General features: G+C 64.0%; 25 protein-coding genes. 15 read left to right on the plus strand and 10 right to left on the minus strand.

The window, feature by feature from the left end; genetic code table 11:
* Positions 1–70 precede the first annotated feature (70 nt).
* Positions 71–436: a YkgJ family cysteine cluster protein gene (locus tag N7650_RS03725; RefSeq protein WP_037061691.1), complete on the plus strand. Its 366-nt coding sequence runs from the start codon at positions 71–73 to the stop codon at positions 434–436.
* A 4-nt stretch (positions 437–440) separates the two neighbouring features.
* On the opposite strand, the gene N7650_RS03730 is transcribed toward N7650_RS03725, so the two are convergent.
* Positions 441–920 (minus strand): DMT family transporter, encoded by a 480-nt coding sequence (locus N7650_RS03730; RefSeq protein ID WP_279897153.1) that lies wholly within the window; start codon positions 918–920, stop codon positions 441–443.
* 95 nt (positions 921–1,015) lie between these two features.
* On the opposite strand from N7650_RS03730, the gene N7650_RS03735 reads away from it, so the two are divergent.
* A complete protein-coding gene (locus N7650_RS03735) occupies positions 1,016–1,936 on the plus strand; it encodes a LysR family transcriptional regulator (RefSeq protein WP_279897154.1) in 921 nt (306 codons plus the stop codon).
* 14 nt (positions 1,937–1,950) lie between these two features.
* Positions 1,951–2,316: a lysozyme inhibitor LprI family protein gene (locus tag N7650_RS03740; protein WP_009404388.1), complete on the plus strand. Its 366-nt coding sequence runs from the start codon at positions 1,951–1,953 to the stop codon at positions 2,314–2,316.
* Between the two features lie 172 nt (positions 2,317–2,488).
* On the opposite strand, the gene N7650_RS03745 is transcribed toward N7650_RS03740, so the two are convergent.
* Complete coding sequence (locus N7650_RS03745; RefSeq protein ID WP_009404383.1) at positions 2,489–2,875, minus strand: HPF/RaiA family ribosome-associated protein; 387 nt, start codon at positions 2,873–2,875, stop codon at positions 2,489–2,491.
* A 313-nt stretch (positions 2,876–3,188) separates the two neighbouring features.
* Here N7650_RS03745 and N7650_RS03750 point away from each other — a divergent pair, with 313 nt between their 5' ends.
* From N7650_RS03750 to N7650_RS03770, 5 genes are all read left to right on the plus strand, one after another.
* Complete coding sequence (locus N7650_RS03750; RefSeq protein WP_279897155.1) at positions 3,189–3,494, plus strand: DUF3649 domain-containing protein; 306 nt, start codon at positions 3,189–3,191, stop codon at positions 3,492–3,494.
* Complete coding sequence (locus tag N7650_RS03755) at positions 3,491–5,059, plus strand: PepSY-associated TM helix domain-containing protein (protein WP_279897156.1); 1,569 nt, start codon at positions 3,491–3,493, stop codon at positions 5,057–5,059. The genes N7650_RS03750 and N7650_RS03755 overlap by 4 nt, the downstream gene beginning before the upstream one ends.
* The gene (locus N7650_RS03760) at positions 5,059–5,385 is read left to right on the plus strand and encodes a DUF3325 domain-containing protein (protein ID WP_279897157.1); all 327 of its coding nucleotides are present in this window, start codon (positions 5,059–5,061) and stop codon (positions 5,383–5,385) included. The genes N7650_RS03755 and N7650_RS03760 overlap by 1 nt, the downstream gene beginning before the upstream one ends.
* A 4-nt stretch (positions 5,386–5,389) precedes the next feature.
* Positions 5,390–6,643: a sigma-70 family RNA polymerase sigma factor gene (locus N7650_RS03765; protein WP_279897158.1), complete on the plus strand. Its 1,254-nt coding sequence runs from the start codon at positions 5,390–5,392 to the stop codon at positions 6,641–6,643.
* A 156-nt stretch (positions 6,644–6,799) separates the two neighbouring features.
* Positions 6,800–9,136: a TonB-dependent receptor gene (locus N7650_RS03770; protein WP_279897159.1), complete on the plus strand. Its 2,337-nt coding sequence runs from the start codon at positions 6,800–6,802 to the stop codon at positions 9,134–9,136.
* Positions 9,137–9,267: 131 nt separating this feature from the next.
* On the opposite strand, the gene N7650_RS03775 is transcribed toward N7650_RS03770, so the two are convergent.
* Positions 9,268–10,143 carry an AraC family transcriptional regulator gene (locus tag N7650_RS03775; RefSeq protein ID WP_279897160.1) on the minus strand — a complete coding sequence of 292 codons (876 nt, stop codon included), beginning with the start codon at positions 10,141–10,143 and terminating at the stop codon, positions 9,268–9,270.
* 134 nt (positions 10,144–10,277) lie between these two features.
* Here N7650_RS03775 and N7650_RS03780 point away from each other — a divergent pair, with 134 nt between their 5' ends.
* On the plus strand, positions 10,278–11,180 hold the full coding sequence (locus N7650_RS03780; protein ID WP_279897161.1) for a DMT family transporter: 903 nt from the start codon (positions 10,278–10,280) through the stop codon (positions 11,178–11,180).
* 83 nt (positions 11,181–11,263) lie between these two features.
* Here N7650_RS03780 and N7650_RS03785 read toward each other — a convergent pair whose 3' ends face one another.
* Positions 11,264–12,235, minus strand: a complete 972-nt coding sequence (locus N7650_RS03785) for a D-glycerate dehydrogenase (protein WP_009404368.1) — start codon at positions 12,233–12,235, stop codon at positions 11,264–11,266.
* A 73-nt stretch (positions 12,236–12,308) separates the two neighbouring features.
* A complete protein-coding gene (locus tag N7650_RS03790; protein WP_009404366.1) occupies positions 12,309–13,256 on the minus strand; it encodes a LysR family transcriptional regulator in 948 nt (315 codons plus the stop codon).
* Positions 13,257–13,441: 185 nt separating this feature from the next.
* Here N7650_RS03790 and N7650_RS03795 point away from each other — a divergent pair, with 185 nt between their 5' ends.
* Genes N7650_RS03795 through N7650_RS03810 form a run of 4 tightly spaced genes read left to right on the plus strand, consistent with a single transcriptional unit; the run spans position 13,442 to position 18,209 of the window.
* On the plus strand, positions 13,442–14,968 hold the full coding sequence (locus tag N7650_RS03795; RefSeq protein ID WP_279897162.1) for an efflux transporter outer membrane subunit: 1,527 nt from the start codon (positions 13,442–13,444) through the stop codon (positions 14,966–14,968).
* A complete protein-coding gene (locus tag N7650_RS03800; RefSeq protein WP_279897163.1) occupies positions 14,965–17,151 on the plus strand; it encodes an FUSC family protein in 2,187 nt (728 codons plus the stop codon). Before N7650_RS03795 ends, N7650_RS03800 begins: the two co-directional genes overlap by 4 nt.
* Complete coding sequence (locus N7650_RS03805; protein ID WP_064302741.1) at positions 17,141–17,341, plus strand: DUF1656 domain-containing protein; 201 nt, start codon at positions 17,141–17,143, stop codon at positions 17,339–17,341. Before N7650_RS03800 ends, N7650_RS03805 begins: the two co-directional genes overlap by 11 nt.
* Before the next feature lie 10 nt (positions 17,342–17,351).
* Complete coding sequence (locus tag N7650_RS03810; protein WP_009404358.1) at positions 17,352–18,209, plus strand: HlyD family secretion protein; 858 nt, start codon at positions 17,352–17,354, stop codon at positions 18,207–18,209.
* 136 nt (positions 18,210–18,345) lie between these two features.
* Here the strand turns inward: N7650_RS03810 and N7650_RS03815 are convergent, their stop codons facing one another.
* Positions 18,346–18,753: a RidA family protein gene (locus tag N7650_RS03815; protein WP_009404356.1), complete on the minus strand. Its 408-nt coding sequence runs from the start codon at positions 18,751–18,753 to the stop codon at positions 18,346–18,348.
* A 287-nt stretch (positions 18,754–19,040) separates the two neighbouring features.
* Between N7650_RS03815 and N7650_RS03820 the strand changes: the two genes are divergently transcribed.
* Positions 19,041–19,559, plus strand: coding sequence for a sterol desaturase family protein (locus N7650_RS03820; RefSeq protein WP_009403052.1), 519 nt, complete (start codon positions 19,041–19,043; stop codon positions 19,557–19,559).
* Here N7650_RS03820 and N7650_RS03825 read toward each other — a convergent pair.
* From N7650_RS03825 to N7650_RS03840, 4 genes are all read right to left on the minus strand, one after another.
* Positions 19,500–20,219: an SDR family oxidoreductase gene (locus tag N7650_RS03825; protein WP_009403053.1), complete on the minus strand. Its 720-nt coding sequence runs from the start codon at positions 20,217–20,219 to the stop codon at positions 19,500–19,502. The genes N7650_RS03820 and N7650_RS03825 overlap by 60 nt on opposite strands.
* Before the next feature lie 188 nt (positions 20,220–20,407).
* Positions 20,408–20,791 carry an aegerolysin family protein gene (locus N7650_RS03830; protein WP_009403054.1) on the minus strand — a complete coding sequence of 128 codons (384 nt, stop codon included), beginning with the start codon at positions 20,789–20,791 and terminating at the stop codon, positions 20,408–20,410.
* Positions 20,792–20,967: 176 nt separating this feature from the next.
* A complete protein-coding gene (locus tag N7650_RS03835) occupies positions 20,968–21,708 on the minus strand; it encodes a DUF72 domain-containing protein (protein WP_279897164.1) in 741 nt (246 codons plus the stop codon).
* Between the two features lie 125 nt (positions 21,709–21,833).
* Positions 21,834–22,079: a hypothetical protein gene (locus N7650_RS03840; RefSeq protein ID WP_279897165.1), complete on the minus strand. Its 246-nt coding sequence runs from the start codon at positions 22,077–22,079 to the stop codon at positions 21,834–21,836.
* 224 nt (positions 22,080–22,303) lie between these two features.
* Here N7650_RS03840 and N7650_RS03845 point away from each other — a divergent pair, with 224 nt between their 5' ends.
* Positions 22,304–22,540: a hypothetical protein gene (locus tag N7650_RS03845; RefSeq protein ID WP_279897166.1), complete on the plus strand. Its 237-nt coding sequence runs from the start codon at positions 22,304–22,306 to the stop codon at positions 22,538–22,540.
* Positions 22,541–22,979: the final 439 nt, after the last annotated feature.

Raw genomic sequence — 22,979 nt, forward strand, 5'->3', positions numbered from 1 at the left:
GGCGTGGCATCGCATAGAATTGGCGACGGGATTCTCCCCATAACAATTCTTACTCCCCCCTCCCGACATCATGTCCGATACTCATCCTTGCTTGAGCTGTGGCGCCTGCTGCGCGCATTTCCGTGTGTCCTTTTTCTGGGGCGAATGCACCTCGGCCGGCGGTTGCGTGCCGGATGAGCTGGTGGTGCAGATCACCCCGAGCCGGGTCGCAATGATCGGCACCGATGCCAAGCCGACGCGTTGCATTTCCCTGTCGGGCGAGGTGGGCAAGGCGGTCGCCTGCACCATGTACGAACAGCGTTCCAGCCCATGCCGGGAATTCGAGGCGTCCTGGGAAAACGGCGAACACAATCCGCGTTGTGACGATGCCCGTGCCGCCCATGGCCTGCCGCCGTTGCAACCATTCGATTTCGACATGGGCTCGACCGCGGCCTGACCCGCTATTGGCTGGAGCGGGTGCCCCACTGCACCACCAGCATGCCCACCACGATCAGCCCGACCCCCAGCAGCCGAGCCAGGTTGACCGGGCGCTCGGGCAGGCCCATCAGGCCCCACTGGTCGATGGCAAGCGATGACAGCACCTGGCCGGCAATCACGCAGACGATGAAACCCGCTGCGCCGAGCTTGGGCGTCAGGATCAGCGCGGCAGTGATATAGACCACGCCCGCCACCCCACCGAACCATGCCCACCAAGGGGCCTGGCCCAGTGCTGCCACTTGCGGCATCGGTGCGCGCATCAGCCAGAGCGCGGGCAATACCATCAGCACACTGATTGCGAGCGACACCAGCGTGGCCCATAGCGGATGACCGAGCAGGCGACCTAGCGCAGCGTTGCTCCCGGCCTGGAACGGTACGGCAGCTCCCGCGAGCAAGGCGATCAGCGGTAGCGCTACGACAGCGGGAGCGAGGTTGAGATTCATGGCGGACTCCTTGATACGCACGATGGGCATAAGGCAGTCTTGGTTATCCACAGGCTGGATGGAAATTCGAATTTCGCACGGGGAGTATTCGTCATATGGATGATCTGCGCCGTATCGACCTGAATTTGTTGCTGACCCTGCATGCCCTTCTAGCCGAGCAGCATGTTTCCCGTGCCGCCTTGCGCCTGCATCGCAGCCAGCCGGCGGTGAGCCATGCGCTGGCGCAGTTGCGCGATATCTTTGCCGATCCGTTGCTGGTACGCCGGGGAGGGCGCTTGCAGCCCACGGCCCGTGCCCTGGAGCTGGCCCAGCCGCTCAGGGAGGCATTGCAGCAACTCGATGCCTTGCTCAGCAGCCCCGGCTTCGATCCGCTGCGGGCGCGGCGCAGTTTTCGCCTGGCGATGTCGGACTATGGCGCGAGGGTTGTCCTGCCCCGTCTGGTTCGTGCGTTGCGCGTCGAGGCGCCGGAGGTGGATCTGGTGGTGACCCAGGGCAGTCGCGAAGCGATGCTCAGCCAGTTGTTCGATGGCGAAATCGATCTGGCGCTTGGGGTCTTTCCGACCCTGACCGCGCCGTTGCGTGCGCAGACCCTGTTCGAGGAAAGCTTCGCCTGCCTGGCCGACCGCGACACCCTGCCGGCCCGTGGCGGGCTTACCTTGACGCAATGGCTGGCCCGTCCTCATGTGCTGGTGGCGATGCGACCCGGTACCGACAACGAAATCGACCTTGCCCTGGCTGCCTTGGGGGAGCAACGGCGCGTCGCGCTGGCGATGCCGCACTGGATCGCTGCCACTGAAGTGCTGGCCGGGACCGATCTGATTCTCACCGTCGCCCGCCGCAACCTGTTGCGCCCACCCCGTGGGCTACGCTGTTTCGCACCACCCCTGCCGATCCGGGCCTTTGGCTTCCAGCAGGCCTGGCACGAGCGCCGTGAGGGTGATGCGGCCCATCGCTGGCTGCGGGGTCAAGTGACCCGCGCCTGCCTGCTGGAACCTGTTGAATCCTCAATGACCTGACACGGAGTGTGCCGATGAACCTTGGAATCCTCGCCCTGGCCCTGCTCGCGGCCAGCCCGCTGGCCCAGGCCGACAGTTACAGCCAGTGCATGAAGGGCGCCAGCACCACGGCGGTCATGAGCGAATGCTCCGGCGCCGAGCTGAAGCGCCAGGATGATCGTCTGAACCAGAACTACAAGGCAGCCATGGGCAGCCTCGGGGAAGAACAGAAGGGCAAGCTCAGGGATGCCCAGCGCAAATGGGTGGCGTACCGGGATGCCAATTGCGGGATGTACTACAGCATGACCGGTGGCACCATCGATCGGCTCAACGGGATTGGCTGCGAGGTGGACATGACCAAACAGCGGGCCGGGGAGCTGGAGAATCTACCGAAGTATTGAGGGTGTTTTTCGGGCCCTATCGCTGGCAAGCCAGCTCCCACAGGTTTAGCGGCGCCGGGGACACTGTGGGAGCTGGCTTGCCAGCGATAGGGCCCGGAAGAACAAAGAAAAAGCCCCTGACCACGAGGCCAGGGGCTTCTTCATTCACCGTCTCGCGTTGCTGTTCTTACGTTCAGCCCAGCCGTTCGAGGAATTCCTCTTGCAGCAGCGCGTCATTGGCGCTGATCTCTTGCTGGGTGACGGCGCGTTTGCTGCGCAGCTTGCCGTAGAAATGCTCCAGGGCGTTGTTCAATTTCGACGCTGCACCCTCGATGGCCTGCTCCAGTGTGGCGGCCTTGTGGGTTACGGAAATCGGGTGATGGCCTTTTGGGCGTGCCTCCATCTGGCAACGTTTGTCGTGGGGACCGGGCTTGTCGCCGTTCTCGTCCCTCAGGTGGACCTCAACCCGGGTGACCCCGTCGTCAAAGCGTTCGAGCGTACTTTCAACCGTGCTGCGTACCCACTGTTCCAGCCGGATGTTGCCTTGAATATGGTTGTCGCTGTTGACCTGGATTTGCATGATTCCAATCCTTATTCAGCTAGCTCGCAAGAGACACCGGAGGCTGGGTTGCCTTGGAATTCGTTGCCTCTTGCTTACAACTTCGGGCAGATCGAAGCGGATTTCAACCCCCTAAAAAATAAAAATATTTTGTTTCAATCGCATTGGAAAACAGGGGTAGGATCAAGGAGATAAGTGCGTAGCGCGTTTCTCTCGTTGAAAAGGAAACCTGTGCTCCGGCAGTCGGACGGTGAGTGGCGACCTGTCAGATAGCTTTGATTCTGAGAATCCTTATCATTTATATTAGGCGTCTTTCCGTCCCGGACGCCCCGTCATGAAGAGCACAGCCGCCGGCCTGCCCCTGAGTTATCGCCTCGCCGTGGCCTCGCGTTGCCTCGCCGCGCTGTTCGGCGGCTATGCGCTGGCGGCAATGGCCGGTGTGTTGCTCAGCCAATGGCTGCCGCTGCCCAGGGCCGATGCCGTGCAGGTGGGCATGATGTGCTCGTTCCTGTTCTACCTCGCTGCGTTCATCTGGGCGTTCGCCAGCCACAGCGCCTGGCGGGCCTGGCTGGGCATCCTGTTGCCGAGCCTGGTGCTGGGCACGATCAATGGCTTGACGTATTGGGTGGCCCGGCCATGAAAGAGGGCTTCCGCCAGGCGATGGCCTGGCTGCACACCTGGGCCGGGCTGATTTTCGGCTGGCTGCTGTTCGCCATCTTCCTCACCGGGACCATGTCCTACTTCAAGCCCGAGATCACCCGCTGGAGCCAGCCGGAGGTGCCGGTGCGGGCCCTGGATATCCCGCTGGCGCTGGGCAAGGCCCAGGATTACCTGCAACGCAACGCCGGCGACGCCCCGAACTGGTTCATCCAGCTACCGGACGAGCGCACCCCGGGCATCACCGTCGGCTGGCGCGGCGGCGATGGCCAGCGCGGCTTCACCCGCAAGACCCTGGACGCCGCCACCGGGGCGGAAGTGCCGACCCGCGAAACCCGCGGTGGCGATTTCTTCTACCGTTTCCACTTCCAGCTGGAAATGCCTTATCCGTGGGGCCGCTGGTTGGCGACCTTCGCTGCGCTGATGATGCTGGTCGGGCTGGTCACCGGGATCATCACCCACAAGAAGATCTTCAAGGAGTTCTTCACCTTCCGTCCCGGCAAGGGCCAGCGCTCGTGGCTCGACGGGCATAACGCGATCGGCGTGCTGGTGTTGCCGTTCCACCTGATGATCAGCTACAGCAGCCTGGTGATCTTCATGTACATGGTCATGCCGGCGCCGATCCTTGCCGGTTATGACAACCAGGACAGCTATTTCAACGAGGTCTTCGGCGGCCGCGACCTGGTTGCAGCCTCCGGCGAGAAGGCGCCCTTGCAGGCGCTGCCGCAGCTTTACGCGCGGCTGCTGGCGCAGGCCCCGGAAGCGAAGATCAGCTGGCTCGAAATCCAGCGCCCCGGCGACCGCAATGCCCAAGTGCTGTTCATCCCCGATGGCCGCGAGCGGGTATCGGTGCAGCGCGGTGCCGGCTGGCGTTTCAACGGTGCCGACGGCAGCCTGGCCTGGAGTGCCCGTCCCGAGAGCGTCGCCGGGATCGTCAGCGGCGGCTTCTATGGCCTGCACATGGCCTCTTTCGCCGGCCCGCTGCTGCGCTGGCTGTATTTCTTCTTCGGCCTGGCCGGCACGGCGGTGATCGGCACCGGGCTGGTGATGTGGCTTGGCAAGCGCCAGCTCAAGCACGCCAGGAGCGGCACCCAGCCGTTCGAATTGCGCCTGGTGGAAGTGCTGAACATTGCCAGCATGAGCGGGCTCATCCTCGCCGTGGCCGGATTCTTCTGGGCCAACCGCCTGTTGCCGGTCGGCCTGGAAGGGCGGGCTCAGTGGGAAGTGAACCTGTTCTTCGGCGTCTGGCTCGCAAGCCTGCTGCATGCGCTGCTGCGTCCGGGGCGCCGCGCCTGGGGCGAGCAACTGGCGCTGGCGGCGCTGGCCTGGACAGCCTTGCCGCTGCTCAACGGGCTGACCACCGGCCAGGGCCTGAACCATTCGATTCCGGGTGGCGACTGGGCGATGGCCGGTTTCGACCTCACCGTGTTCGGCTGTGGCCTGCTCTTCGCCTGGACCGCCGCGAAAATGCTGCGCGAACCGCTACCGACGGCCAGGCGCACGTCGAAAGCGGCCCGGACGCCGCACCTCGAAGCGGAGACGAACTGATGCTGACGATCGTGCTGTTTGCCTTCGCCGGCTGCGCGGCGTTGTGCCTGGCCATGGACAAGCACTTCAGCGAACTGCTCGGGCGCAAACCCCGCCCCGGGCAAACCCTCGTCTTGCGCCTGGCCGGCTGGCTGCTTCTGGCCCTGGCCCTCGCCGCGGCAGTCAGGCACGGCGGCTGGGCGATCGGCCTGGCCGAACTGTTCGGCCTGCTGATGGCCAGCCTGTGCCTGTGGGTTTTCGCCTTGCCCTACCGGCCACGCTGGCTGCTCGGGTTGGCAGCGCTGAGCCTGGTGCTGGCGCCGTTTTCTGCGCTCGGATTGATCTGACGCCATGGCCGAACCTCTCGATGACGCCCTGGCCCGGGCCCGTTTCCTCCAGGTATTCCTGGCCCAGCGCGGGCGCATGGAAAATCTGGTAAGGCGGCGGGTGGGTTGCCGTGCGACTGCGGCAGACCTGGTGCAGGAGCTGTTCCTGCGCTTCTGGCGGCGCCCGCAGATCGGGATCGATGCCCTGGAAAGCTACCTGATGCGTTGTGCCGGCAATATCGCCATCGACCATCTGCGCAGCGAGGGCGCCCGCGAGCGAGTCAACGAAAGCCTCCCCGAGCCCCTTGAACTGCCGCAGGAAAGCCAGCCCGAGGCGGCATTCGAGGCCAGCAGCGATCTGCGCCGGATCGAGGCGGCCCTGCGCGAGCTGCCCGAGCGCACCCGGCAGATCTTTCTGCTCAATCGCATTCACGGGCGCACCTATGGCGAGATCGCCAAGGTCATGGCGCTTTCCCAAAGCGCGGTGGAAAAACACATGATGCGCGCCCTCGAAGCCTGCAAGGCGAGCATCGCCAACGAGCCCGTGCCGGTACGCAGGGCGCGCAAGCTCGGCGGTCTTGCAGCTGCGGCTTTCCTGCTGCTGATGCTCGGCACCGGTGCCGGCTGGCATCCGGCGGACTGGTTGCGCGACCTTGGCGCGGACTATGTGGCGCCGGTCGGGCAGATACGCGAAGTGACCCTGGCCGACAACTCGCACCTGGTGCTGGACGCCGATACCGCCATCCGCGTCGATTTCAGCCACGGCCAGCGTCGTATCGAGGTGCAGCGTGGCGCTGTGTTCTTCCATGTCAGCCACACGGGCCAGCCCTTTGTCGTCGAGACCGAAGGCGGCCGCACCGAGGTGCTGGGCACGCAGTTCGAGGTCCGCCAGCAGGCGGGTGGGGCGCAGGTCACGGTGCTGTCCGGGCGGGTCGGGGTCACTGCCGGCGCAGGGCAGGCGCAGCAAGTGCTCACGGCCAACCAGCAGGTCGAATACCACGATGGTCAGGCCGGCCGGGTGCACGGCGTCGATAGCCAGAACAGCCTGGCCTGGCGCCAGGGCTGGCTGAACTACTACGAGGTTCCGCTGAGCCAGGTGGTGGATGATCTGGCTCGCTATTATCCCGGCCGCATCATTCTGCTCGACCGCCAGCTCGGCGCGCGCAAGGTCAGCGGCAGCTTCCCCGGCAACGACCCGCTGGCAGCCCTCGATGCCCTCGGCGCGGTGACCGGGTTCCAGCGCCACACGCTGTTCGGCCGGGTCACCTTGCTGCGTTGAAAATTATTTTGAAAAACATGTGAGGTATTTCGCGACGACATCCGTGTAGTGAATGGAAGTGCGATTTATTCGCATACAAGACTGTTCTCTCACAGGTTCATCGGCATGCAGGCAAGGTCGGCGGTTTACAGCGTTTCATTGGGTTTGGCGGGGCTGATGGTGCTGCCGGCATATGCGGCGGAGCAGGTCGAGCAGGTGTATCAGTTCGATGTGCCGGGCAAGCCGCTGCCCCAGGCCCTGGCCGATTTCAGTCGTATCACCGGGCTCAGCGTGGTCTACACCGTCGATCTCTCCAGCCTGCAGGCGCCGGCGCTGAACGGCCGGCTGGGTGCCGAAGCGGCGTTGCTGCGGCTGTTGCAGGGTTCCGGCTTCGGCTACCGCCGGGTCAATGCCCGCACCCTGACCCTGGAACCCTTGCCGCAGGACGGCACCCTCAACCTGCAGGCCACCAGCATCGTGTCCCAGGCTGATGGCATCGGCAGCTATGCCCAGCCGGAAACCACCTCGATCATGCGTGGTTCGGCGTCGAGCATGGAGATTCCGCAGGCCATCAACGTGGTGCCGGAACAGGTGCTCAAGGACCAGACCCCGCGCAACCTCGACGATGCCCTGTACAACGTCAGCGGCATCACCCAGGGCAACAACTTCGGCGGCACCTCCGACACCGTGATGAAGCGCGGCTTCGGCGACAACCGCGACGGTTCGATCATGCGCGACGGCATGCCCATCGTGCAGGGCCGCAGCCTCAACGCCACCACCGAGCGCGTCGAAGTGCTCAAGGGCCCGGCCTCGCTGCTGTACGGCATCCAGGATCCGGGCGGGGTGATCAACGTGGTCAGCAAGCGCCCGCAATTGCAGAGCTACAACGCCCTCAACCTGCGCGGCTCGACCTACGGCGAAGGCAAGAACGGCAGCGGCGGCGGCCTCGACAGCACTGGCGCCCTGGGCGACAGCGGCCTGGCCTATCGCCTGGTGCTGGACCATGAGGACGAGGACTACTGGCGCAACTACGGCGTGCACCGCGAATCGCTGGTGGCCCCGTCGCTGGCCTGGTACGGCGAAAACACCCAGGTGCAGTTGGCCTATGAGCACCGTGAGTTCCTCTACCCGTTCGACCGCGGCACCGCCATCGACCCGAACACCAATCGTCCGTTGAACATTCCCGCCGAGCGCCGCCTCGACGAACCGTTCAACGACATGGAGGGGCGCTCGGACCTGTATCGCCTGGAAGTCGATCACCAGTTTTCCGATGACTGGAAGGCTCACTTCGGCTACAGCTTCAACCGCGAGACCTATGACGCCAGCCAGGTGCGGGTGACCGGGGTGAATGCCGCCCGCGGCACCCTGACCCGCAGCATCGACGGCACCCGTGGTGCGTTGAGCAGCGACCGTTTCGCCACCCTGAGCTTCGACGGCAAGGTGCAGGTCGCCGGATTGCAGAACGACCTGCTGTTCGGCATCGACAGCGAGTACCGCAAGATCTATCGCTCCGACCTGATCCGCCAGGCCAGCCGCAGTACCTTCAGCTACATCAACCCGGTGTATGGCCGCGAAGTCGAGGGCACCACGGTACGCGCCAGCGACAGCGCGCAGACCGACAAGCTGCGCAACGACGCACTGTTCTTCCAGGACTCGCTGCACCTCGACGAGCACTGGATCCTGGTGGCCGGCGCACGCTGGCAGACCTACGACCAGTACGCCGGGCGCGGGCGGCCGTTCAAGGCCAACACCGACAACAAGGACCAGGCCTGGGTGCCGCATGCCGGGGTGGTCTACAAGGTCGACGACACGCTGTCGCTGTACGGCAGCTACAGCGAGTCGTTCAAGCCCAACTCCAGCATCGCTCCGCTGACCGGCGGCCTGGTGCTGGACTCGGCGATCGCGCCGGAAGAGGGCAAGGCCTGGGAGATCGGTGCCAAGCTGGATCTGCCGGACTCGCTTAGTGCCACGGTCGCGCTGTTCGACATCACCAAGCGCAACGTGCTGGTGTCCAACTTCGATACCAGCACTGGCGATACGGTCTACAGCGCGGCGGGCGAGGTGCGATCCCGTGGTCTGGAAGTGGACGTCAGCGGCCAGTTGAGCGAACGCTGGAGCCTGATCGGCAGCTACGCCTTCACCGACGCGGAAGTGACCAAGGACCCGGACTACAAGGGCAATCGCCTGCAGAACGTGGCCAGGCACAGTGGGTCGCTTTCGGCGGTGTATGACTTCGGCAGCGTGCTGGGCGGCGATCGCCTGCGCATGGGCGCCGGGGCGCGTTATGTAGGCGAGCGGGCAGGTAACCCGGTCAATGACTTCGATCTGCCGTCGTACACCGTGGCGGATGCCTTTGCCAGCTACGAAACGAAGCTCGACGAGCACAAGGTGCGTTTCCAGTTGAACGTGAAGAACCTGTTCGACAAGACCTACTACACCTCGGCGGTGAACCGCTACTTCGTGGCGATCGGGGATTCGCGGCAGGTCAGCCTTTCGAGCACGCTGGAGTTCTGATTCTTGCAGTGACCTTCAGGGCCTCATCGCTGGCAAGCCAGCTCCCACAGGTACTGCACATGACTCAAGATATGCAGTGACCCTGTGGGAGCTGGCTTGCCAGCGATGAGGCCCTCAAAACCAAAGAAAAGTCATCGGCCGAGCGCCATCCGATAAGCCCCCGGCGTCGCCCCCACCGCCTGGCGGAACCGGTTGCTGAAATGACTGGCGCTGGCAAACCCGCAGCGCAATGCCACCTCGCCCAGCGGCAGGTCCCCTGCGGCCAGCAGCTCGCGGGCCTTGGCCAGCCTTCGCGCCAGCAGGTACTGGTGCGGCGGCAGCCCGAAGCTCTCGCGGAACATCCGCGCAAAGTGGTACTCCGACAGGTTGCACAACGCCGCCAGTTCGCCGAGCCCGATCGATTCGTCGAGATGCCCTTCGATGTAGTCCGCCAGTTGCCGACGCTGATGCGGCGCCAGGCCGCCCTTCAAGCGCAACCCATCACGCAACCCGACCTGGCTGAGCAGCGCATGGCTGAGGATTTCGTGTGCCAGGCTGCTGGTCAGCAAACGCTCCCCCGGCTCTTCCCAGTTCATCGCGATCAACTGTCGAAAGCGCCGGGCCTGCTGCGCATCCTCGATGAAATCCGCTTCGCGCAATTGCAGTTCCCGTGGGTCACGGTCGAGCAGGGTGACGCAACCCAGGGCGAACTGTTCCTCGCTGATATACAGGTGGGCGAGGCGAATGCTGCCGTTGACGATCCAGTTCGACACGCAGCCCGCCGGCATCACGCACAACTTGTCGGGCGCGCCCTTGCGGTCCGGCTGGCCACGGCGGAAGGTGCCGGTGCCGTCGGCGATGTAGCACGACAGGGTGTGATGGCTGGGCGCCTCGTAGTCCCGCGCGTCATGCCGGTTGCTCCACAACGCCGCGGCCATGCCCTCGCCCAGCAGCGCGCTGGTTTCCAGGCGGGCATGGGGCGAAGCATTCATCGACTTGAATACCTGCAATTGGTCGAGCGCGGTCATGGTGGCTACCTCCGCGGTCATCCTACGCCGTAGGCATTGGTCTGACAGCCGGTTAGCCGATAAAAGCGCAAGTTTATGCAAGCGGAATATGCCGGGCAGGGCTGAGACTGAAGGCCATCGTAGGAGCCTTCGCCATGAACCTGTCGCTGTATCTGCTCACCGTCCTGATCTGGGGCACCACCTGGATCGCCTTGAAACTGCAACTCGGGGTGGTCGCCATCCCGGTGTCCATCGTCTATCGCTTCGCCCTGGCGGCGCTGGTGCTGTTCGCGTTCCTGCTGCTGAGCCGCAAGCTGCAACCGATGAACCGGCGTGGGCACCTGGTCTGCGTCGCCCAGGGCCTGTGCCTGTTCTGCCTAAACTTCATGTGTTTCCTTACCGCCAGCCAGTGGGTGACCACCGGGTTGATCGCCGTGGTGTTTTCCACGGCGACCCTGTGGAACGCGCTGAATGCCCGGGTGTTCTTCGGGCAGAAAATTGCGCCCAATGTGTTGATTGGCGGGGCGCTGGGGCTGGCCGGGTTGGGCTTGCTGTTCTGGCCGGAACTGGCCGGGCAGGGCGCCAGCCATGAAACCGTGATGGGGCTGGGCCTGGGGCTGCTGGGGACCTTGTGCTTCTCGGCCGGCAACATGTTGTCCAGCGTGCAGCAGAAGGCCGGCCTGCGGCCGATGACCACCAATGCCTGGGGCATGTTGTATGGCGCCAGCATGCTCGGGTTGTATTGCCTGGTCAGCGGCGTGCCGTTCGGCATGGACTGGAGCGGGCAGTACGTGGGGTCGCTGCTGTACCTGGCAGTGCCGGGGTCGGTGATCGCCTTTACCGCCTACCTGACGCTGGTGGGCCGGATGGGGCCGGAGAGGGCGGCCTATTGCACCGTGCTGTTTCCGTTGGTGGCGCTGAACGTGTCAGCGGTGATGGAAGGGTACCAGTGGACGGCGCCGGCCCTGGTCGGGCTGGTGCTGGTGATGGTGGGTAACGTGCTGGTGTTCAGGAAGCCGAAGCCGAAGGCTGCGGTGGGCGGGGCGGTATTGAGGTAGGCAGGTCTGGCCTCATCGCTGGCAAGCCAGCTCCCACACGGACCTTGTGGGAGCTGGCTTGCCAGCGATGAGGCCCTGAAGGATTACTTCCAGACCTGCGGATTCACCAGGTCCCGAGGCCGCTCGCCCAGCAGGGCGGCCCGCAGGTTATCGATGGCCCGGTTGGCCATGGCTTCGCGGGTTTCGGCCGTAGCGGAGCCCACATGGGGCAAGGTCACCGCATTGCTCAGCGAGAACAACGGCGATTCGCTCAGCGGCTCCTTCTCGTACACATCCAGCCCCGCACCGCGAATGGTGCCGTTTTGCAGCGCTTCCACCAGCGCCGCTTCGTCCACCACCGGCCCGCGGGAAATATTGATCAGGAAGGCACTGCGCTTCATCCGCTGCAGTTGCTCGGCGCCGATCAGGTGCTTGGTACTGGCGCTGAGCGGCACCACCAGGCAAACGAAGTCCGCTTCGGCCAGCAACTGCTCAAGGCTGACGAAGCGCGCCCCCAGTTCCTGCTCCAGCTCCGGCTTGCGGCTGTTGCCGCTGTACAGGATCGGCATGTTGAAACCGAAGCGCCCGCGCCGCGCCACCGCCGCACCGATATTGCCGAGGCCGACGATACCCAGGGTCTTGCCATGTACATCGGCACCGAAATGCGACGGCGCCACCGTGGCCTTCCAGTTGCCGGCCTTGGTCCAGGCATCCAGTTCGGCGACGCGCCGGGCGCTGCTCATGATCAGGCTGAAACCCAGGTCCGCGGTGCTTTCGGTGAGGACGTCCGGGGTGTTGGTGAGGGCGATGCCGCGTTCGGTCAGGTAGGCCACGTCATAGTTGTCGTAGCCCACCGAGACGCTGGACACCACTTCCAGCTTCAACGCGCCATCGAGCTGCGCCGCGCCCAGCTTGCGACCGGCACCGATCAGGCCGTGGGCCTCGGGCAGGGCTTCGTCGAACTGGGCGGCGATGTCGCCGTTCTTCGGGTTGGGCACGATGACATTGAAGTCTTGCGCCAGGCGTTCGGCCATGGGCGGGGTGATGCGGCTGAAGGCCAGTACCGTCTTTTTCATCGGGGAAATCTCTGCTGGCGGGGAGGAATGGGTAGCAACCTATCATTCCCCGCCGCCGCTGTGCAGCAAGATTTCAGTTGGCCACGCGCAGCTCGTGGGTCTTCAGGTCGGCTTCGTGGGCCGCAAGGATCTCCGGCAGCGAGTTGCGCAGGTATTCGACCCAGGTCTTGATCTTGGCGTCGAGGTACTGCCGCGACGGGTAGATCGCGTAGAGGTTCAGCTCCTGCAGGCGATACTCGGGCATCACGCGTACCAGGGTGCCGTCGCGCAGGCCCTCGATGGCCGAGTAGATCGGCAGCACGCCGACCCCCATGCCGCTGCGGATCGCCGCCTTCATCGCGTCGGCGGAGTTCACCTGGAACGGCGCCTGGGTGATGTTGACCACCTCCTGGCCTTCCGGGCCGTCGAACAGCCATTTCTCCAGCGGGATCACCGGGCTGACCATGCGCAGGCAGGAATGCTTGAGCAGGTCCGATGGTTTCTGCGCCACGCCATGCTCGGCCACGTATTCCGGCGAGGCGCAGACGATGCTGTAGGTGATGCCCAGGCGCTGCGAGACGAAACCCGAGTCCGGCAGTTCGCTGGCGAGGACGATGGACACGTCGTAGCCCTCGTCCAGCAGGTCCGGCACGCGGTTGGCCATGGTCAGGTCGAAGGTCACGTCCGGGTGGGTCTGGCGATAACGGGCGATGGCGTCGATGACGAAGTGCTGGCCGACGCCGGTCATCGAGTGCACCTTCAGTTGCCCGGCGGGGCGAGCGTGGGCGTCGCTGGCCTCGGCCTCGGCTTCCTCGACGTAGGTGAGGATCTGCTCGCAGCGCATCAGGTAGCGCTTGCCGGCTTCGGTCAGCGCGATGCGCCGGGTGGTGCGGTTGAGCAGGCGGGTTTGCAGGTGTGCTTCAAGATTGGAAACCGCCCGCGAGACGTTCGCGGTGGTTGTATCCAGCTGCACGGCGGCGGCGGTGAAGCTGCCAACCTGGGCGACGCAGCTGAAAGCACGCATGTTTTGCAGGGTGTCCATGGGGCGCTCTCAAGGAAGACGACAGAATTGTGACATGAAGTAACTTGGCTGGTCTTCAGACTAAAGCCGGATTATCGCCGAATCGGTAATAAAGATTCACAGGAATGCGCGCTTATCGCCGCCACGGCCGCCTCATAGAATTGCCCGCTCTTGGCTTCATCCACCTACGTCGGGAATTTGCAGCAGTGCCGCGTCGCATCATCAGAGCGCTGAATGCGCTCAGTGTCTGTGCCTTTTGCTTCACCTTGAGCGGCTGTATCGGAACCTGGGGCATTGCCCCGCAAAGCAAGACGCTGCAAGCCAATACCCTGACGACCGACGCGGCGATCGCCGAAGCCGCCCGTGATGCGCACTGGCCCGAGCAGCAGTGGTGGCGGGCCTATGGCGATCCGCAGCTGGACCACTGGATGGCGCTGGCCCTGGCCGGCAGCCCGACCCTGGCCATGGCGGCGGCGCGGGTGCGCGAGGCCCGGGCGATGGCCGGGGTGGTCGAATCGGCGGAGAAGCTCCAGGTCAATGGTGACGCCACCCTCAAACGCCACAACTGGCCGGAAGACCAGTTCTATGGCCCGGGTGCGCTGTCTGGCGCCAACACCTGGGACAACAACGCCGCCCTGGGCTTTCGTTACGCCCTCGACCTCTGGGGACGCGAAGAAAACGCCAGCGAACAGGCCGTGGACCTGGCCCATATGAGCGCAGCCCAGGCCCGCCAGGCCCAGCTCGAACTGCAGAACAACCTGGTGCGCGTGTATATCCAGTTGTCGCTGCACTTCGCCCAGCGTGATGTGGTCAAGGCCGAGCTGGCCCAGCAGGAGCAGATCCTCGCCCTGGCCGAACGGCGCCTGGCCGGCGGCATCGGCACCCATTTCGAAGTCAGCCAGGCGCAGACCCCGCTGCCGGAGACCCATCGCCAGCTCGACGCCCTCAACGAAGAAATCGCCCTGGCCCGCAACCAGTTGGCGGCGCTCGCCGGCAAGGGGCCGGGAGAGGGCGCGCAGATCCGGCGTCCGCGGCTGGCCCTGGGGGCGCCCTTGAAGCTGCCGTCGGCACTCCCGGCGGATCTGGTCGGCCAGCGTCCGGACGTGGTCGCCAGTCGCTGGCAGGTCGCGGCGCAGGCGCGGGGCATCGATGTCGCCCACGCCGGTTTCTTCCCCAACGTCGACCTGGTCGGTGGCCTCGGTTTCATAGCCACCGGCGGTGGCCCGCTGGAATTCCTTACCGGGCGCAAATTCAACTACAACGTTGGCCCGGCCATCAGCCTGCCGATCTTCGATGGCGGTCGCCTGCGTTCGCAGCTGGGCGTTGCTGCGGCCGGCTACGACATCGCCGTGGCGCGCTACAACCAGACCGTGGTCGAGGCGCTCAAGGGCATCTCCGACCAGTTGATCCGCCGGGAGTCGATGAACGAGCAGGCGCACTTCGCCGCCGAGTCCGTCGCTTCGGCACGCAAGACCTATGACATCGCCATGATCGCCTTCCAGCGCGGCCTTACCGATTACCTCAACGTGCTCAACGCCCAGACCCTGTTGTTCAAGCAGCAGATGATCGAGCAGCAGGTCCAGGCCGCGCGCCTGAGCGCCCATGCCGGGCTGGTCACGGCGCTGGGTGGTGGCCTGGGCGCCGGTGCCGATGTGCCCGACGCCGGGCGCGAGGCCGCACCGCCCACCCCGAAAACCCTGGCGATCCTCGACCAACCCGGCCACCACCAATGAACGCACTGGCCTTGCCGCTGCGCTGGCTCGCTTCCCTGGAGTGGCGCCGCGGCTTCCTTGAGTGGGCGCGCACCGACGGGGTGACCTGGGTCTATATCTTCAAGGTCCTCACCGCCGCCTTCGTCACCCTGTGGCTGGCCATGCGCCTGGAACTGCCGCAACCGCGCACGGCGATGATCACGGTGTTCATCGTCATGCAGCCGCAAAGCGGACATGTGTTCGCCAAAAGCTTCTACCGGGTGCTCGGCACCCTGGCGGGCTCGGCGATGATGGTGGCGCTGATCGCCATTTTTCCGCAGAACACCGAGCTGTTCCTGCCCAGCCTGGCGCTGTGGGTCGGCCTGTGTTCAGCCGGTGCGATGCGCTATCGCACCTTCCGCGCCTATGGTTTCGTGCTGGCCGGCTATACGGCGGCGATGATCGGCCTGCCGGTGCTCGATCAGCCGCAGGAGGCCTTCATGGCCGCGGTATGGCGGGTGCTGGAGATCGGCCTGGGGATCTTCGTCTCGACCCTGGTCAGCGCCGCGATCCTTCCGCAGTCGGCCAGTGCGGCGATGCGCAACGCCCTGTACCAGCGCTTTGGCGTGTTCGCCGGGGTAGTGGTGGAAGGGCTGCGTGGCGACAGCCAGCGCGACCGCCTGGAAAGCAGCAACGTACGCTTTATCGCCGAGGCCGTGGGGCTGGAGAGCCTGCGCAGCGTCACCACCTTCGAAGACCCGCACATGCGTCGGCGCAGCGGCCGGCTGATGCGCATGAACAGCGAGTTCATGGCCATCACCACGCGCTACAACGCCCTGCATCAGTTGCTCGAGCGCCTGCGTTCGCGCGGGCCGTTGCAGATCGTCAGCGCCATCGAGCCGGGCCTCCGGACCCTGGCCGAACTGCTCGACCCTTATGTCGGACGGGCCCTGGTCGATGCCGACGCCCTGCGCCTGACCCTGGAACTGGCCGCCTACAAGGAAGGCTTGCCGGCACAGGTCCGTGCCCTGCGTTCGGCCTACGAGGACACCGCGCCGAGCGAATCCGACCTGCTGGATTTCCACACCGCCTACGAACTGCTCTACCGCTTCGTCGACGACATGCACAACTACGCCGAGACCCACGCCTCCCTCGCCGCGCACAACCACGAGCGCGAGCAGTGGGACGAACCCTATGTGGCGCAGACCAGTTGGGTGGTGTCGGCCGCAGCCGGCGTGCGGGCGGCGGCGGTGCTGCTGTTGCTCGGCAGCTACTGGCTGCTCAGCGACTGGCCCAGCGGCGGCATGATGACCTTGATCGCCACGGTCACCGTGGGCCTGTCGGCGGCCTCGCCCAACCCCAAGCGCATGTCGTTCCAGATGGCCTGCGGCACGCTGTTCGGCGCCTTCGTCGGTTTCTTCGAGACCTTCTTCGTGTTCCCCTGGATCGACGGCTTCCCCCTGCTGTGCCTGGTGCTGGCGCCGGTATTCGTGCTCGGCGCCTTCCTCGCCTCGCGCCCGGCGTATGCCGGCTATGGCCTGGGCCTGCTGGTGTTCTTCGCCATCGGTTCGGTGCCGAACAACCTGACCGTCTATAACCCTTACACCTACATCAACGACTACATCGGCATGGTCATCGGCATGCTGGTGTGTGCTGCCGCCGGTGCGATCATCCTGCCGCCGAACAGCCGCTGGCTGTGGAGCCGGCTGGAGCAGGACCTGCGCGAGCAGGTGCTGTTCGCCATCAGCGGGCGCCTGCGCGGGCTGGGTTCGGGCTTCGAAAGCCGCACCCGCGACCTGCTGCACCAGGCCTACGGCCTGGCGGTCGGCCAGCCGTTGGTGCAAAGCCGCCTGCTGCGCTGGATGTTCGTGGTGCTGGAAGTCGGCCACGCGATCATCGAGTTGCGCAAGGAGCAGGCGATTCTCCCGGTGCACCCGTCCTATGCCGAATCCCAGCCGTGGCGCCAGGCCATCCGGGTCATGGGCCGGGCCCTGGCGCGGCTGTTCCTGCAGCCGTCGGCGAGCAACCACGAGCGCGCCCTGGTGGCGGTGGAACATGCGATCAGCCGCGTACAGGCCACCGACGAGCCCTTCGCCCGCCACTTCGACACCTCGGCCCTGCGCCGGGTGCAAAGCTACCTGCACTTCATCCGTACTTCCCTGCTCGACCCTCGATCGCCGCTGGCCGAACTCGGCCCGCTGCAAGGACCGCCGCATGCTTCGTGAAATCGCCTTCCATGGCCTGTACATGCCCACCGTGACCCTGATGTTCCTGTTCGCTGCGGGCCTGGCCTGGGGGCTGGACCGCTTTATCGCCAGCGTCGATGGCTACCGTTTTTTCTGGCATCCGGCCTTGTTGCGCCTGTGCCTGTTCCTTTGCCTGTTCGGCGCAATGGCGCTGACCGTCTACCGTTGAGAGCCCGTCGATGAAGAAGTTTTTCAGCCTGATCGCCACCTTGCTCGTGCTGGCCGCCGCCGTGGCGATCGGCCGGCAGCTGTGGATCAACTACATGACCACGCCCTGGACCCGCGACGGCCGGGTACGCGCCGACATCATCAACGTTGCCGCCGACGTGCCGGGGTATGTGGTGGACGTGCCGGTCAAGGACAACCAGCTGGTGAAGAAGGGCGACGTGCTGATGCGCATCGACCCCGAGCACTACGAGGTGGCGGTGCGCCAGGCCGAAGCGCTGGTGGCCTCGCGCAAGGCCACCTGGGAAATGCGCAAGGTCAACGCCAGCCGCCGGGCGGACATGGACAACCTGGTGATCTCGAAAGAGAACCGCGACGACGCCAGCAATATCGCCAACTCGGCGCTGGCCGATTACCAGCAGGCGCAAGCACAGCTGGCCGCCGCGCAACTGGACCTGAAGCGCACCACCATTCTCGCCACGGTGGATGGTTACGTGACCAACCTCAACGTCCACCGTGGCGACTACGCGCGTACCGGCGAGGCGAAGATGGCCGTCGTGGACAAGGACTCGTTCTGGGTCTACGGCTTCTTCGAAGAAACCAAGCTGCCTCATGTGCGGGTGGGTGATAACGCCGAATTGCAAATGATGAGCGGCGAAGTGCTGCAGGGCCATGTGGAGAGCATTTCACGCGGCATCTACGACCGCGACAACCCCGAAAGTCGCGAGCTGATCGCCGACGTGAACCCGACCTTCAACTGGGTCCGGCTGGCGCAGCGCGTGCCGGTGCGGATTCATATCGATGAAGTGCCGGAAGGCTTCCTGCTGGCGGCGGGGACGACCTGCACGGTGATCGTGCGGCCTGAGAAGTGATCTGACAGACGCTACAAAACCCTGTGGGAGCTGGCTTGCCAGCGATTTGGCCATCAGCAGCACTGATGTTGTCCAGCCAGGCCTCATCGCTGGCAAGCCAGCTCCCACAGGTTCAGCGGTGTTTTTGGAGCTGGTGTTACTGCCCGACCGCCACAGCCTCCACCTCGACCAGCATTCCCTCCAGCGCCAACCTCGGCACCGGAATCAAGGTACAGGCCGGTTTCATCCTCTCCTCCCACACCTCATCCGTCACCTGCACCCAATCCCGCAGCCGCTCTGCCGAATGATCGACGATCAACAACGTCAACTTGAACACATCCCCAATCCCGGCACCCCGCGCCGCCAGGGCCGTGCGTACGTTCGCCAGGGCCTGCCGCGCCTGTTCGGCGAACACCGGCGACAGGGCGCCGCTCAGGTCCTCGCCACCTTGCCCGGCGAGAAACAGCAAGCGCGTCCCGGCCTTGACCTCGGCGATATGGGAATAGGCATTGGCGCTGGGGTCGTAGAGGCCTTCGGGGTTGAACAGCTGGAAAGGGGCGGTCATGGCGAAACTCCACAGGAGGAAAGAGCGGAGGAGTTTCAGACCTCTAGTTAGGTTGAGGTCAAGCAGGAAAATCCAGAGAACGCCGCGGCCCCTGTGGGAGCGGGTTTACCCGCGATTGCGGTAGTGAAGTCACTACCGCAATCGCGGGTAAACCCGCTCCCACAATATCCGCGTCGTTCTTCCGATCGATGTTGCCAGCCCATCGCCACATGACAATCCCGTCATGGATTCTCCCTGCCACTTCCCCTAATCTGACGCCCACCCCTCATACCCGGCACCGGCTGCACATGATCCTCCACCTCGCCATCTTCCTCTGCACCCTGGTCGCCATGGAGGGTGTCGGTTTTCTTGCGCACAAGTACGTGATGCACGGGCCCGGCTGGTTCCTGCATCGCTCGCACCATGAGCCGCACCTGGGTGTGGTCGAGACCAACGACGTCTACCTGCTGGTCCTCGCCCTGGTAGCGATTACCCTGATCGTGCTGGGCAACGCCGGGCATGACCCGTTGCAATGGATCGGTGCGGGCGTGGCGGCGTTCGGGATCATCTATGTGCTGGTCCACGACGGCATAGTCCACCGCCACTGGCCTGTGCGCCCGAAGCCGCGCCATCCCTATCTGCGCCGCCTGTACCAGGCACACCTGATGCACCATGCGGTAAAGGGGCGGCGCAACAGCGTGTCGTTCGGCTTCCTGTATGCGCCGCCGGTGCGGGTGATCAAGCGGCAGTTGCGGGAGATGCGAGAGTCAGAAGCGCGGGTCGAGGATCGCCGGCAGGGTGATTTCCTTGACGAAGCTCGCGGCTGACAGGCTCAGGGCCATCCGTACCACCTGCACCACGTCATGCAGCGGGATCAACTCGCCTTCGCCGCGCCGCTCGGCCTGCTCGCGGGGCGTGGCCAATGGGTCCTCGGTATTCAGGTAGCCCAGGCTCAGGCAGGTCACGCCCAGGCGCTGCTCGCGGCAGCCCTCGCGAAGGGCCTCGGCCATGCCGCGCAGGGCGAACTTGCTGGCGCCGAAGGTCACTTCCGGTCGCCCGCTCCGTGGCAGGCCCGAGGTGGAGCCGGTGAGGATGATGCGCGGGCGCTCGCTGCGCAGCAGGATCGGCAACAAGCGCTTGATCAGCAGGATCGGCGCGGTGATGTTGCAATCGACGATAGCCTGCAACTGATCGTCGCGGTCGCTCAGGAAGCTGTAATGATCATCGAAGGCGGCGTCTTCCCAGATGCCGAGGTTGTAGACCAGGGTGTCGAGACCGGTTTCCGCACTGTACCCGGCCAGCAGATCGGCAGCCTTGAGGGGATGACCGAGATCGGCCTGGAGCCATTGCAGACTCACACCAGGCAACGGTTTCACATCGCGGGGGCAGGTGCGGGAAACGCCGACCAGCGTGTCGCCGTTGTTGCCCAGTCCTTCCATCAGGGCTCTGCCAAGGCCTTTGCTGGCCCCGATAACCATGGTTTTCATTGCTATCACTCCTTGTGTTTGGCGCCAGGCATGCAAGCAGACGGGAAGGGTGATAGCAAAGAGCTTGATGTTTCAGGATGTGAATGCTGGCGGCCATAAAGAAAAAGAGAGCAAGTTTATTGCTCTCTTTTCAGGTGGGGAAGTTTGCTTGTAAGTTATCGGCTAAGTATCAGGATGCGCGGAAGCTATTAGCGCGGCTCGATCTTGAACGTCACCGAAGCATTGTCCCCGTCACCGCCGCTGTAGGAAACCTTGGCATTCACACTGTCGGTCGTGATGTCATATTCATTGGAGCCGGCGTAGGGGTCGTCCCAATGAACGTTGACGTAGCAGATCTGGTCGGCGGCAGCGTCGTAGAAGGCATAGGTACAGGAGCCTTCGGTGCCCGTGGCAAAGCCCTCGGACTCGGTTTTCCAGTGGCCCTTGCCGGGAGTGCCCGAGTCTGCCTGGACGATCTTCTGCGGCGGATATATGTCCCAGATTCCGTGATCGAGTTTCAAGGAGTCCTGTTTCAGGCTCAGGCTGTAGTTGAGGTAGTTTTCAAAATAAACATCAACGCTTCGTGCGGCCATGGGTATAAGTCCTTTTATCGATGCTGAGAAACGCCGGTTGGCGTTGTCAATTTGTGGACTTTGGCAATGTACTGTCAACTGATACAAGTGCGCGTGCAAAGCAAATAAGTCCGTTCCGGCAAAGATGTAGCTGCCCGCGTGAAAGTCAAACTACGGTTTTATAAGCAATAACCGGCTCACGGCCATGCAGCACTGTCGGCACCCGACCCGATCAATTGCCTCACGCTCAATGCATTCCCTAACGCTGCACCTGCCGCCGTATTGTCGAAGATGCACCAGGTCTCGCACCCGTTTCTCTCGCATTCCTTCAAACGCCCAGCCAAATCCCGCAACCACTCCTGCGGATACTCGCTGAAGTAGATCCGGGGTGAGCCATGCAACCGCCAATAGGCCAGCCCTGGACATCCCTTGGGCGCCTCATCGACGCCGAACCGTGGCGGATCCGCCGCGACCTGCGCCACGCGCAAGTCCTTCAACAGCCCGTCCGCTGCCAGCCAGCTCGCATGCCGCGGCTCCACCGCCAGGCCGCCGTCGTATTGACTGCGCAGCGCCAAGAAAAACCGCTCGACCACCTGTGCCTCGAACACCAGCGACGGCGGCAGTTGCACCAGCAACACACCCAGGCGCTCGCCCAGTTCCTTGCACTGCGCCAGAAAGCCGTCCAGTTCCCCGGCGCAATCCACCAGGCGGCGCTCATGGGTAATCGTCCGCGGCACCTTCACCGCAAAGCGAAAGCCAGCCGGCACCGACTCGGCCCAGCGCGCATAGGTCGCTGGCCGGTGTGGACGGTAGAACGAACTGTTGATCTCCACTGCATTCAGCACATTGGCATAACGCTGCAAATGGCTTCCGGGCCCGGGAAAGGCCTCGGCGTAATCGCGGGACAGGCTCCAGCCGGCGCAGCCAAGGTGGATCATGGGGTGGGGCTCGTTTTTGGGGGCTTGGTTTATGGAGTGGTGGTGGGTGGGGTGGGTTTCATTGGCTTGAGAGAAAGGGTGCGGGAGGGAGGAGCGGTGCTGCGGGGCAAGCCCGCAGCGGTGAATCACTGTACCGGAACGCTGGCCCCTGACTTGGCCCTTGCGACCGTCAGCAGGGTTCTGCCGATCTTGATATTGAGAATCGCACCAGTGAGCCTGGTCTGGTTCATGGGCAATGCCTGTTTGGGTAATTCGTTGAGCGAGGAGATCGCGCTCTGGAGGTGCTTTTCAGCCTTGTAGATGGCTTCTGCGGGCGACATGCCTGCGCGGATGCAGAGGACGGGTGGTGGATCGGGTACGAGTTTTTTCATGGAGTGATACCTACGTGATTAACGGTATCGCCCCGCCTCGCTGCTAAACGAATGGAGGCGACTGTGCGTGGGTTAGCAGACCGGACACGTAGGAACCCGGCGCACCCTAGGGTGCCCGCACGCACAGCCACCATAATCGGTTGCTATGGATTCAAACGTGGTTCGGACTGCTAATCCGGTCGTTCGTACTGCAACGACCGGGAAAGCGTAGGCACCGTTTCCATATGACGCAACCGCTGGGTGGGGGCGGGGAGTATGCTTGGGAAATTGCCTACAAGAAAGTCGGAAATCGGGGTGTTTTCGTTGCTGTATGCGACACCTGTTACTTCCCTCTTGAGCCGGTAGTATTTCCTGGTGCCGCGAGCGAGCGTGTGCTGGAAGAGCTGCGCTGCACGCTTATCGAGGAAACCATGAATCGCGATCAAGACCTCAAGCAGATATGGCAGAACGCATCGCCTTGAGTCATGAACTTGGGGAGGGCGCTTGTCTGAATTGCTCAAGCTTAAACCGAATACTCTGGTGCCACACCCTGCTGGCGGGTTCAGTTTCGGTACGATACCCGAGATGCCAAAGTTCGGTCTGCCTGGGGGCGAAGTTTATCTTCGTGTAGGAGCTCACCACCGAGTCAATAGCGGGTTCGGAGTGATTCATGTGTGGGAGGCGCACCAGGCTGATTTACTTAGACATGGTTGCATCAGCATTGATGGCGTCGCTGACCACATCGCCAAAATGATTGTGCCCGGGGCGCAGATCTATTGTGAGTTCAAGGAACAGCGAGGTGGCAACCGCATCGCAGTGCTTAGGACATCCACTGGCTGCCTGATTCTTGAGCCGCGCCACGAGCGGGTGTCAGGTTTTGGCTACTACGTCGTTACCTGGTATCCACAGCGACGAGCACAT

Source organism: Pseudomonas sp. GD04058 (genome assembly GCF_029836855.1).
Lineage (GTDB): Bacteria > Pseudomonadota > Gammaproteobacteria > Pseudomonadales > Pseudomonadaceae > Aquipseudomonas > Aquipseudomonas bharatica.

Coding starts and splice junctions, on each gene's coding strand:
- N7650_RS03725 (WP_037061691.1), top strand. CDS start 71: ATGTCCGATACTCATCCTTGCTTGAGCTGTGGCGCCTGCTGCGCGCAT.
- N7650_RS03730 (WP_279897153.1), bottom strand. CDS start 920: ATGAATCTCAACCTCGCTCCCGCTGTCGTAGCGCTACCGCTGATCGCC.
- N7650_RS03735 (WP_279897154.1), top strand. CDS start 1,016: ATGGATGATCTGCGCCGTATCGACCTGAATTTGTTGCTGACCCTGCAT.
- N7650_RS03740 (WP_009404388.1), top strand. CDS start 1,951: ATGAACCTTGGAATCCTCGCCCTGGCCCTGCTCGCGGCCAGCCCGCTG.
- N7650_RS03745 (WP_009404383.1), bottom strand. CDS start 2,875: ATGCAAATCCAGGTCAACAGCGACAACCATATTCAAGGCAACATCCGG.
- N7650_RS03750 (WP_279897155.1), top strand. CDS start 3,189: ATGAAGAGCACAGCCGCCGGCCTGCCCCTGAGTTATCGCCTCGCCGTG.
- N7650_RS03755 (WP_279897156.1), top strand. CDS start 3,491: ATGAAAGAGGGCTTCCGCCAGGCGATGGCCTGGCTGCACACCTGGGCC.
- N7650_RS03760 (WP_279897157.1), top strand. CDS start 5,059: ATGCTGACGATCGTGCTGTTTGCCTTCGCCGGCTGCGCGGCGTTGTGC.
- N7650_RS03765 (WP_279897158.1), top strand. CDS start 5,390: ATGGCCGAACCTCTCGATGACGCCCTGGCCCGGGCCCGTTTCCTCCAG.
- N7650_RS03770 (WP_279897159.1), top strand. CDS start 6,800: ATGGTGCTGCCGGCATATGCGGCGGAGCAGGTCGAGCAGGTGTATCAG.
- N7650_RS03775 (WP_279897160.1), bottom strand. CDS start 10,143: ATGACCGCGCTCGACCAATTGCAGGTATTCAAGTCGATGAATGCTTCG.
- N7650_RS03780 (WP_279897161.1), top strand. CDS start 10,278: ATGAACCTGTCGCTGTATCTGCTCACCGTCCTGATCTGGGGCACCACC.
- N7650_RS03785 (WP_009404368.1), bottom strand. CDS start 12,235: ATGAAAAAGACGGTACTGGCCTTCAGCCGCATCACCCCGCCCATGGCC.
- N7650_RS03790 (WP_009404366.1), bottom strand. CDS start 13,256: ATGGACACCCTGCAAAACATGCGTGCTTTCAGCTGCGTCGCCCAGGTT.
- N7650_RS03800 (WP_279897163.1), top strand. CDS start 14,965: ATGAACGCACTGGCCTTGCCGCTGCGCTGGCTCGCTTCCCTGGAGTGG.
- N7650_RS03805 (WP_064302741.1), top strand. CDS start 17,141: ATGCTTCGTGAAATCGCCTTCCATGGCCTGTACATGCCCACCGTGACC.
- N7650_RS03810 (WP_009404358.1), top strand. CDS start 17,352: ATGAAGAAGTTTTTCAGCCTGATCGCCACCTTGCTCGTGCTGGCCGCC.
- N7650_RS03815 (WP_009404356.1), bottom strand. CDS start 18,753: ATGACCGCCCCTTTCCAGCTGTTCAACCCCGAAGGCCTCTACGACCCC.
- N7650_RS03820 (WP_009403052.1), top strand. CDS start 19,041: ATGATCCTCCACCTCGCCATCTTCCTCTGCACCCTGGTCGCCATGGAG.
- N7650_RS03825 (WP_009403053.1), bottom strand. CDS start 20,219: ATGAAAACCATGGTTATCGGGGCCAGCAAAGGCCTTGGCAGAGCCCTG.
- N7650_RS03830 (WP_009403054.1), bottom strand. CDS start 20,791: ATGGCCGCACGAAGCGTTGATGTTTATTTTGAAAACTACCTCAACTAC.
- N7650_RS03835 (WP_279897164.1), bottom strand. CDS start 21,708: ATGATCCACCTTGGCTGCGCCGGCTGGAGCCTGTCCCGCGATTACGCC.
- N7650_RS03840 (WP_279897165.1), bottom strand. CDS start 22,079: ATGAAAAAACTCGTACCCGATCCACCACCCGTCCTCTGCATCCGCGCA.
- N7650_RS03845 (WP_279897166.1), top strand. CDS start 22,304: ATGACGCAACCGCTGGGTGGGGGCGGGGAGTATGCTTGGGAAATTGCC.